Below are 7068 nucleotides of genomic sequence, written 5' to 3'. Positions count from 1 at the left end.
CTATGCGCCGCGATGGCCGACAAGTTTACTTGTGCGCAAACTCAGGCGGCCTATCGAAAGCGCAAATGGCTGTCCGAACCGCCGAATGCCTGGGTAAAGAGCGTTCTCGGATTTCGACAATTCAGCATGCGTGGACTGGCCAAGGCACAGGCCGAATGGAAACTCGTCTGCGCGGCGCTGAACCTACGCAGAATGTCGAAAATGACGCCTGCGTAAGTCCCGAAGGGGACAACATTGCCCTGATTTCGCCGCCGGGAAAGCCACTTTTGCGCGCAATGGCGGGCCAAACCGCAATCGGCGTTGACGCCCGCACGATGTGGCGTCAGTACCGGCAGCTCAAATTCTGTCTGCCGCGCGGATTCCTAGGCTTCTTCGACGTCCGCGTATTTCTGGCGCTCGTCTTCCGGCTTGTCCATCCAGCGCCGCAACAGACGCTTCTCGGCGACGCGCCCGACGATCAGCAGCGCGATCATCAGGATCATCGCGATGAACGCGACGCTCCACACGCCCAGCCCGCACACGATGCCGACCGCCGCCGTCACCCATATCGACGCCGCCGTGGTCAGCCCGCGCACGCGATTCTCGCGCGGATTCTGCAGGATCACGCCCGCGCCGAGAAAGCCGACGCCCGTCACGATGCCCTGCACGGCGCGCGACACGTCGGCGTCGTTCGAGAGCGTCATCGAGAAGCCTTGCGCGCACATCGTCGCGATGCACGCGCCCAGCGACACGAGCCCGAGCGTCTTCATGCCGGTGGGCTTGCCGTGCAGATCGCGGTCGATGCCGATGATGCAGCCGATCAGCATCGCGGTCAGCATGCGCATGACGGCTTCGGTGAGCAGGGGAAAGGGCAGCATCGCGCGTATCAAGGTGACTGTAAGCCGCGCCATCTTCGCACGAGGCGGAAACACGCGCGCAATTTTGGCGCGCTAACGTGCCATCTCCGGACGATACGACACGCAAAACGAGGAGACGACGTGACTCATCTGCCCAAATTCTCGATGGTCGATGCCGCGCCGACGCCGGTCGGTCCTTTCTCTCATGCCGCCGAAGCCGACGGCTGGGTGTTCCTGACCGGCCAGATGCCCACCGATCCGAACGACGACAGCGCGCCGCTGCCCGAAGGCGTGGCCGCGCAGACCCGTCGTGTGATGGACAACCTGATACTCGTGCTGAACGGCATCGGGCTCACGCTCGACAACGTGGTCAGCGTGCGCATCTTCCTAACCGAGTTCAAGCGCGACTACGACGCGATGAACGCGGTGTATCGCTCGTACTTTCTGCCGAAGCCGCTGCCGGCGCGCACGTGCATCGGCGTGACGGGGCTTGCGCGCGATGCGCTCGTGGAGATCGATTTCGTCGCCCGACGGCCGTGAGCGCGGCTACTTGCGCTTCGACGCATCGACCCAGCGGAATGTCAGATTGATGCGCTCGCCGCGCGCGCCCGGCTCCTTCGGCACGCGATGCACCCATTCCTGCTGCGTGCGTCCGCGCATCACGAGCAGGCTGCCGTGCGTGAGCGACAGCGTGTGCGTGGTGTGCGTGCGCGCGTGACGGAACTCGAAGGTGCGCGTGGCGCCGAGACTCACCGATGCGATCACCGGCTCCGGACCGAGCTCGCGTTCCTTGTCGGCGTGCCAGCCCATGCTGTCGATGCCGCTGCGATAGCGATTCAGCAGCACGCTGTTGAAGCGCGCGCCGCACTCGGCCTCGGCGCGTTCGCGCAGTTGCGCGACGGCGGGCGTCCACGGCTGCGGCACGTTGCGGATGCCCGAATAGACGTAGACCGCGTCCGGGTCGCCCTGCCACGCGGTCAGACGCGGCAGCGGCACGCGGCCGCCCGGCGTGGTCATGGTGTCCTGCTGCCAGCGGACTTCCTCGATCAGCGCGCCCATCAGATCGGAACCCTCGTCGGCGCCGATCCAGTCCGGATGCCACACGATGTCGGGCTTGGGGATGTCGTCGAAGAGATCGAACATGGCGGTGGGGCGGGAATGGCGGCGCGTGAAGCTTTCACGATAGCAGAGCCGTCGCGCGCCGTGATTGCGGGCTCATTCTCTTGCGCGCGAACCCGCTGTGCTACAGTCCCCGAATCATCTCAATAAAGTCGTGCGAGGGTCGGAGCACCGGTTTCGCGCGGCGACGACTCACGGGGATTCGCATGAACACCACCGCCGAAGCAAGCGGCGGCGCGGCGCACGGCCGCCGTATCCTGCTCGTCGACGACAGCGTCGATGCGGCGCTTGCCCTGTCGATGCTGCTCGAAGCGCTCGGCCATCATGTGCGTACCGAGCACGACGGCCCGCGTGCGCTCGCATCGATCGATGATTTTCAACCCGATGTGATCGTGCTCGATATCGGCTTGCCGGGCATGAGCGGCTTCGACGTGGCGCGCGAAATGAGAAAGCGCGATACGACGAAGCACGCGCTGCTGCTCGCGTTGACCGGCTGGGGCAGCGACGCCGACCGCCAGAGCGCGCTCGACGCGGGCTTCGACCATCATCTGACGAAGCCCGTCACCATCGCGGATCTGGAAGCGCTGATCAGGTAAGCGCCGCGGTTATTCCACCCGCAGCCGCGCCATATAGGGCAGATGATCGGACAGCCACGCGGTGTCCTGCGTCGGCACGATCCATTCCACCGGTTTCAGGCCGCGCACGAACATCTTGTCGAGCGCGAGCGCGGGCGAGAACGCCGGGAAGGTGCGGCCCGATTCGCCGAGCATCGTCGCGACCTCCTGCATGCCGAGCTCGCCGAAGAGCGGCACGGAGTCGTTGCGCCAGTCGTTGAAGTCGCCCGCGAGCACGAGCGGCCCTTCGGGCGCTTCTTTCGCGATCCAGTGCGCGATCCAGTTCATCTGACGCAGCCGCGCCTGACGCGTCAGCGCGAGATGCGCGCACAACAGCGTGACCGCCTGGCCGGCGAACGTCGCGCGCGCGACCAGCAAGCCGCGCTTTTCGAAGCGATGCGCCGAAATATCCCAGCGCCCGGAGAGATCGAGCGGATGCGGCGACAGGATCGCATTGCCGTGCCGCCACGACGGCTTGAACACGTTCGGCCCGAGCGCGATCTGCAATTCGAGCGCGGTCGCGATCTCGGTGGCCTGGCAATGCCAGACATCGTCGAGCGGCGCGTTGAGCGGGTTGCCGAAGCCGCTCGCGAGCACGGGCTGCGGCATGCGCCGCGCCATCGCTTCCTGGAGGAAATAGACGTCCGCGTTGGTGGTCTGAACCCACCGCTGCATCGCGTTCCACGCGCGCAAGCCGAGGGGCGAGCGGCCCTTGTGCAGATTCCAGCTGACCGCGGTGAAATCCGGCGTGGCCGAATGAGCGGACGGACCTGGCGGAAGATGTTCTGGGTTTCGCATGCTGTTGTTGTCTTGGGCGGCGGCCTCTTGAGTCTATGTCACCGCGATTGTCATTGCGCCGCCGTCGATGAGCCGAGACTCGCGCGCACTCGGTACGCGAGCGACGGGTTGCTGTCGATGATCTGCCATTGCCCCCATTCGCCCGGCTTCAGCACGAGCCCCGGATGCGATCCGCTGACCTGGCGCGGAACCGGCGGAAGCTTGCAGCCGGACTGCGACACGCGCGAGCTGTCTTCCTGCAAGGTTTCCTGCGCGTCGATGGCGAGCGTGATGTCGTCGGCGGACGCGTGAATCGGCGAGATGGTGACGGTGCGTTGCAGGTCGATATCGCCTGCGGGCTGATCCGCGCAGCCGACGCGGTTCTGCACCTTGTTGTGGTGCGTATCCGTGCGCGCCTGTCCGACGTTGGTCGTGCCGGAAAACGAATCGATCTGTTGTCCGTCGCGCACGACCTGCAATTCCCAGTTCACCGGCTGCGGCGGCGTGACTTGCGCTTGTGCGCTGAACGCGGCAAGACAGGCGCTCGTCATGAGCGCGGCGTTCGCAAAGGCGGTTCGTATCGTTTTATGCATTGAAAGCAACTCCTGCGCGCGGACTGTTCGGATGGCGGCGCGCCTTGCGGCGGCGGCTGGATCGGCGATCCTCGGCGACTTCGTTGTGACACGGCGGCGCGGGTCCGGTTCAGCCTGTCCGCTGAAACACACCATTGTGGCGGCCGACGCACATCTCAACCCCGGCTTGAAAGGCAGCAGGTTTCGAACCCGCCCGCCGCATCGGTCCCGTCGATGATACTAGCGCGCGCCGAACACGGCTTCGTCGATCAAAGTGCGCGTCCCAATTAGCAGCACACGCGTTCGACTGCTCGCTTGCACGCGGTTTTGGCGTCGATACACTGGACTCGTCGACCATAAAAAACTGACGGGGTGTGACATGACGACGGCCGTGGTCAAACAGGAACTGGCGGTGGCATCGTTCAGCAAGGTCTACAGTCTCGACGACGTGGAAACCGCGCTCAACGACCTCCCCGAAGGCGCGAGCGACGCCTTGCGCGCCACCTACGAAAAAATGCTCAAGGTGGGCAATCTGCGCTTTTGCGTGAAGCCGAACCGCATGCCGTCGATCGACGACCTCGCGGCGAATCTGCCGAATTTCGAGGAACCGCTCGACGATATCCGCAAGCAGATCGCGCTGTGCCTCGAAACCGACGACCGCCTGGAACTCATGCCGATGCTGCTGCTCGGCGAGCCGGGCATCGGCAAGACGCATTTCGCAAAGCAACTGGCGCGGCTGCTCGGCACGTCGTGCCATTACGTCGCGATGAGCTCGCTCACGGCGGGCTGGATTCTGTCGGGCGCGTCGTCGCAATGGCGCAACGCGAAGCCGGGCAAGGTCTTCGACGCGCTCGTGAACGGCAGCTACGCGAACCCCGTCATCACCGTCGATGAAATCGACAAGGCCACCGGCGACGCGCAATACGATCCGCTCGGCGCGCTCTATGTACTGCTGGAGCACGACACGGCGCAGACTTTCATCGACGAATTCGCCGAGGTGCCGATCAACGCGGGCAATGTCGTGTGGATCGCGACCGCCAACGACGCCCGCGCGATTCCCGAGCCGCTGCTCAACCGCATGAACGTCTACGAGATTCCGCCGCCGGACCGCGACGGCGCGCGCCGCATCGCGCAGTCGATTTACGCCGAAATCCGCGATGCCCACGCGTGGGGCGCGCGCTTCCCGGAGACCCTCGGCGACGCGCCGCTCGACGCGCTCACGCAGGCGTCGCCGCGCGGCATGCGGCGCGCGATGCTCAACGCGTTCGGCAATGCGCGCATCGACGGAAGGCACCATGTGGAGGCCCGCGACATCCAGCTCGACCGGAATTCGCGCAAAAGAGCCATCGGTTTCTGAAAGCCCCTATTCGCGAAATTGCCAAAAAGGTCGCCAAAACCTGTCATTTTTGACATCTGGCGGCCAGATTCTTGCCTTTTTCTGAATTAAACCGGAAAACGATGTAATCCGTGTGCGTTTGTTGTGTATCACGCAATAGTCCCGAACGTAAAATAGTTGGGACAATCTGCAGCGGAACAAGACATGGATCGGATCGAGTGCGTGGTAATCGGAGCGGGCGTCATCGGACTGGCGATCGCCCGGGCGTTGGCGATGCGCGGGCGCGAAGTCATCGTGCTGGAAGCGGGCGAGGGCATCGGCATCGGCACGAGCTCGCGCAACAGCGAAGTGATACACGCGGGCATCTATTACCCGCGCGGATCGCTGAAGGCGGAACTGTGCGTGCGCGGCCGCGACATGCTGTATGAGTTCTGTCAGGCGCGCGGCGTGCCGCATCGGCAATGCGGCAAGCTGCTCGTCGCGACGGCGCGCACCCAGGTGCCGCAGCTGGCTGCGCTGGAGCAGAAAGGCATCGAGAACCGCGTGAAAGGGCTCGCGCGCATCAGCGGCGCGCAGGCGGCGGAGATGGAGCCGCAACTGCAATGCGTCGAAGCGGTGTATTCCCCGCTGACGGGCATCGTCGACAGTCACCAGTACATGCTCGCGCTGCAGGGCGAAGCGGAGAACCACGGCGCGAACATCGTGTTCCATACGCCGGTCGTCTCCATCGATGCGCGCGAGGGCTGCTTCATCGTCGAGACGGGCGGCGAGTCTCCGGCGCGCTTCCGGGCGTCGTATCTGATCAATAGCGCGGGACTGCATGCGAACGAGATCGCACGCAATATCCGCGGCCTCGACGATCGCCACGTGCCGCCGCTCTACTTCGCGAAGGGCAACTACTTCAGCGTGAGCGGGCGCGCGCCGTTCGAGCGGCTCATCTATCCGATGCCGAACGAGGCCGGCCTCGGCGTGCATCTGACGATCGATCTCGGCGGGCAGGTGAGGTTCGGCCCGGATGTCGAATGGGTGCCCACGCTCAACTATGACGTCGATCCGCGCCGCGCCGATTCGTTCTATGCCGCGATCCGCGCGTACTGGCCGGGCCTGCCCGACGACGCGCTGCAACCCGCCTACGCGGGCATCCGGCCGAAGCTCTCCGGTCCGGGACAGGCGGCGGCGGACTTCATGATTCAGGGCAAGTCCGCGCACGGCGTGCCGGGGCTCGTGAACCTGTTCGGGATGGAATCGCCGGGGCTGACGGCATCGCTTGCGATTGCCGAACGCGTGGCCGATATGGCGCGCTGACTTACATGCGACTTTCTACGGTCCCTTATCTCTAACATTTGTCGTCGTCGACTCGCTTCCAGGTTGATATGCTCGGGTATCGCCGTCGCCAAGAACGGCGCGTTCCCCCAATACAACATGGAGTGAGTCACCATGAAGACATCACGTCGCACGTTTCTGATCACCAGCGTGGGCGTCGCATCGACGTTCGCGCTCGGTTCGCGCACCGCATTCGCCGCGGACGCGGCCAAGGTCGCCGAGAGCGATCCCACCGCGCAGGCGCTGGGCTACAAGGAAGACGCGAGCAAGGTCGACAAGGCGAAATTCGCGAAGTACGCCGCCGGACAGGACTGCGGCAACTGCCAGTTCTATCAGGGCAAGCCGACCGACGCCTACGCGCCATGCCCGATGTTCAGCAACAAGCAGGTCGCTTCGAAGGGCTGGTGCAGCGCTTATGTGAAGAAGGCATAACGCGCGACGCACATCTCGGGCTTCAATCGGAAAGCGCGCCCGGCCGAAAGGCCCGGCGC

10 protein-coding genes are annotated in these 7068 nt (G+C 64.7%); 6 read left to right on the top strand and 4 right to left on the bottom strand.

Features of this window, described 5'->3' with window-relative positions:
* On the top strand, positions 1 to 216 hold a 216-nt coding region (locus AWB78_RS44210; RefSeq protein WP_157697675.1), incomplete at its 5' end, for a transposase.
* Between the two features lie 146 nt (positions 217 to 362).
* On the opposite strand, the gene AWB78_RS35730 is transcribed toward AWB78_RS44210, so the two are convergent.
* Positions 363 to 857: an MgtC/SapB family protein gene (locus AWB78_RS35730; RefSeq protein ID WP_062611438.1), complete on the bottom strand. Its 495-nt coding sequence runs from the start codon at positions 855 to 857 to the stop codon at positions 363 to 365.
* A 144-nt stretch (positions 858 to 1001) separates the two neighbouring features.
* Between AWB78_RS35730 and AWB78_RS35725 the strand changes: the two genes are divergently transcribed.
* Positions 1002 to 1376, top strand: a complete 375-nt coding sequence (locus tag AWB78_RS35725) for a RidA family protein (RefSeq protein ID WP_374729513.1) — start codon at positions 1002 to 1004, stop codon at positions 1374 to 1376.
* A gap of 6 nt (positions 1377 to 1382) precedes the next feature.
* On the opposite strand, the gene AWB78_RS35720 is transcribed toward AWB78_RS35725, so the two are convergent.
* Entirely contained in the window at positions 1383 to 1979 is a 597-nt protein-coding gene (locus AWB78_RS35720) for an alpha-ketoglutarate-dependent dioxygenase AlkB family protein (protein ID WP_062611436.1), read from the bottom strand.
* 182 nt (positions 1980 to 2161) lie between these two features.
* On the opposite strand from AWB78_RS35720, the gene AWB78_RS35715 reads away from it, so the two are divergent.
* The gene (locus AWB78_RS35715) at positions 2162 to 2551 is read left to right on the top strand and encodes a response regulator (RefSeq protein ID WP_062611435.1); all 390 of its coding nucleotides are present in this window, start codon (positions 2162 to 2164) and stop codon (positions 2549 to 2551) included.
* A 9-nt stretch (positions 2552 to 2560) separates the two neighbouring features.
* On the opposite strand, the gene AWB78_RS35710 is transcribed toward AWB78_RS35715, so the two are convergent.
* Together AWB78_RS35710 and AWB78_RS35705 are read right to left on the bottom strand one after the other, a co-directional pair.
* Positions 2561 to 3367, bottom strand: coding sequence for an endonuclease/exonuclease/phosphatase family protein (locus AWB78_RS35710; RefSeq protein ID WP_062611434.1), 807 nt, complete (start codon positions 3365 to 3367; stop codon positions 2561 to 2563).
* Between the two features lie 50 nt (positions 3368 to 3417).
* A complete protein-coding gene (locus AWB78_RS35705; protein ID WP_062611433.1) occupies positions 3418 to 3939 on the bottom strand; it encodes a hypothetical protein in 522 nt (173 codons plus the stop codon).
* A 358-nt stretch (positions 3940 to 4297) separates the two neighbouring features.
* Between AWB78_RS35705 and AWB78_RS35700 the strand changes: the two genes are divergently transcribed.
* The 3 genes from AWB78_RS35700 to AWB78_RS35690 all read left to right on the top strand — a co-directional run bounded on the left by AWB78_RS35700 (position 4298) and on the right by AWB78_RS35690 (position 7009).
* Positions 4298 to 5275 carry an AAA family ATPase gene (locus tag AWB78_RS35700; RefSeq protein WP_062611432.1) on the top strand — a complete coding sequence of 326 codons (978 nt, stop codon included), beginning with the start codon at positions 4298 to 4300 and terminating at the stop codon, positions 5273 to 5275.
* 183 nt (positions 5276 to 5458) lie between these two features.
* Positions 5459 to 6559 carry an NAD(P)/FAD-dependent oxidoreductase gene (locus AWB78_RS35695; RefSeq protein WP_062611431.1) on the top strand — a complete coding sequence of 367 codons (1101 nt, stop codon included), beginning with the start codon at positions 5459 to 5461 and terminating at the stop codon, positions 6557 to 6559.
* Positions 6560 to 6691: 132 nt separating this feature from the next.
* On the top strand, positions 6692 to 7009 hold the full coding sequence (locus AWB78_RS35690) for a high-potential iron-sulfur protein (protein ID WP_062611430.1): 318 nt from the start codon (positions 6692 to 6694) through the stop codon (positions 7007 to 7009).
* Positions 7010 to 7068 lie beyond the last annotated feature (59 nt).

This window comes from Caballeronia calidae, from assembly GCF_900044055.2.
GTDB classification, from domain to species: Bacteria; Pseudomonadota; Gammaproteobacteria; order Burkholderiales; family Burkholderiaceae; genus Caballeronia; species Caballeronia calidae.
The sequence above is the reverse complement of the archived record's forward strand: the minus strand, read 5'-3'. Positions and strand labels throughout refer to the sequence as shown.

Coding starts and splice junctions, on each gene's coding strand:
- AWB78_RS35695 (WP_062611431.1), top strand. CDS start 5,459: ATGGATCGGATCGAGTGCGTGGTAATCGGAGCGGGCGTCATCGGACTG.
- AWB78_RS35700 (WP_062611432.1), top strand. CDS start 4,298: ATGACGACGGCCGTGGTCAAACAGGAACTGGCGGTGGCATCGTTCAGC.
- AWB78_RS35690 (WP_062611430.1), top strand. CDS start 6,692: ATGAAGACATCACGTCGCACGTTTCTGATCACCAGCGTGGGCGTCGCA.
- AWB78_RS35725 (WP_374729513.1), top strand. CDS start 1,002: ATGGTCGATGCCGCGCCGACGCCGGTCGGTCCTTTCTCTCATGCCGCC.
- AWB78_RS35715 (WP_062611435.1), top strand. CDS start 2,162: ATGAACACCACCGCCGAAGCAAGCGGCGGCGCGGCGCACGGCCGCCGT.
- AWB78_RS35705 (WP_062611433.1), bottom strand. CDS start 3,939: ATGCATAAAACGATACGAACCGCCTTTGCGAACGCCGCGCTCATGACG.
- AWB78_RS35710 (WP_062611434.1), bottom strand. CDS start 3,367: ATGCGAAACCCAGAACATCTTCCGCCAGGTCCGTCCGCTCATTCGGCC.
- AWB78_RS35730 (WP_062611438.1), bottom strand. CDS start 857: ATGCTGCCCTTTCCCCTGCTCACCGAAGCCGTCATGCGCATGCTGACC.
- AWB78_RS35720 (WP_062611436.1), bottom strand. CDS start 1,979: ATGTTCGATCTCTTCGACGACATCCCCAAGCCCGACATCGTGTGGCAT.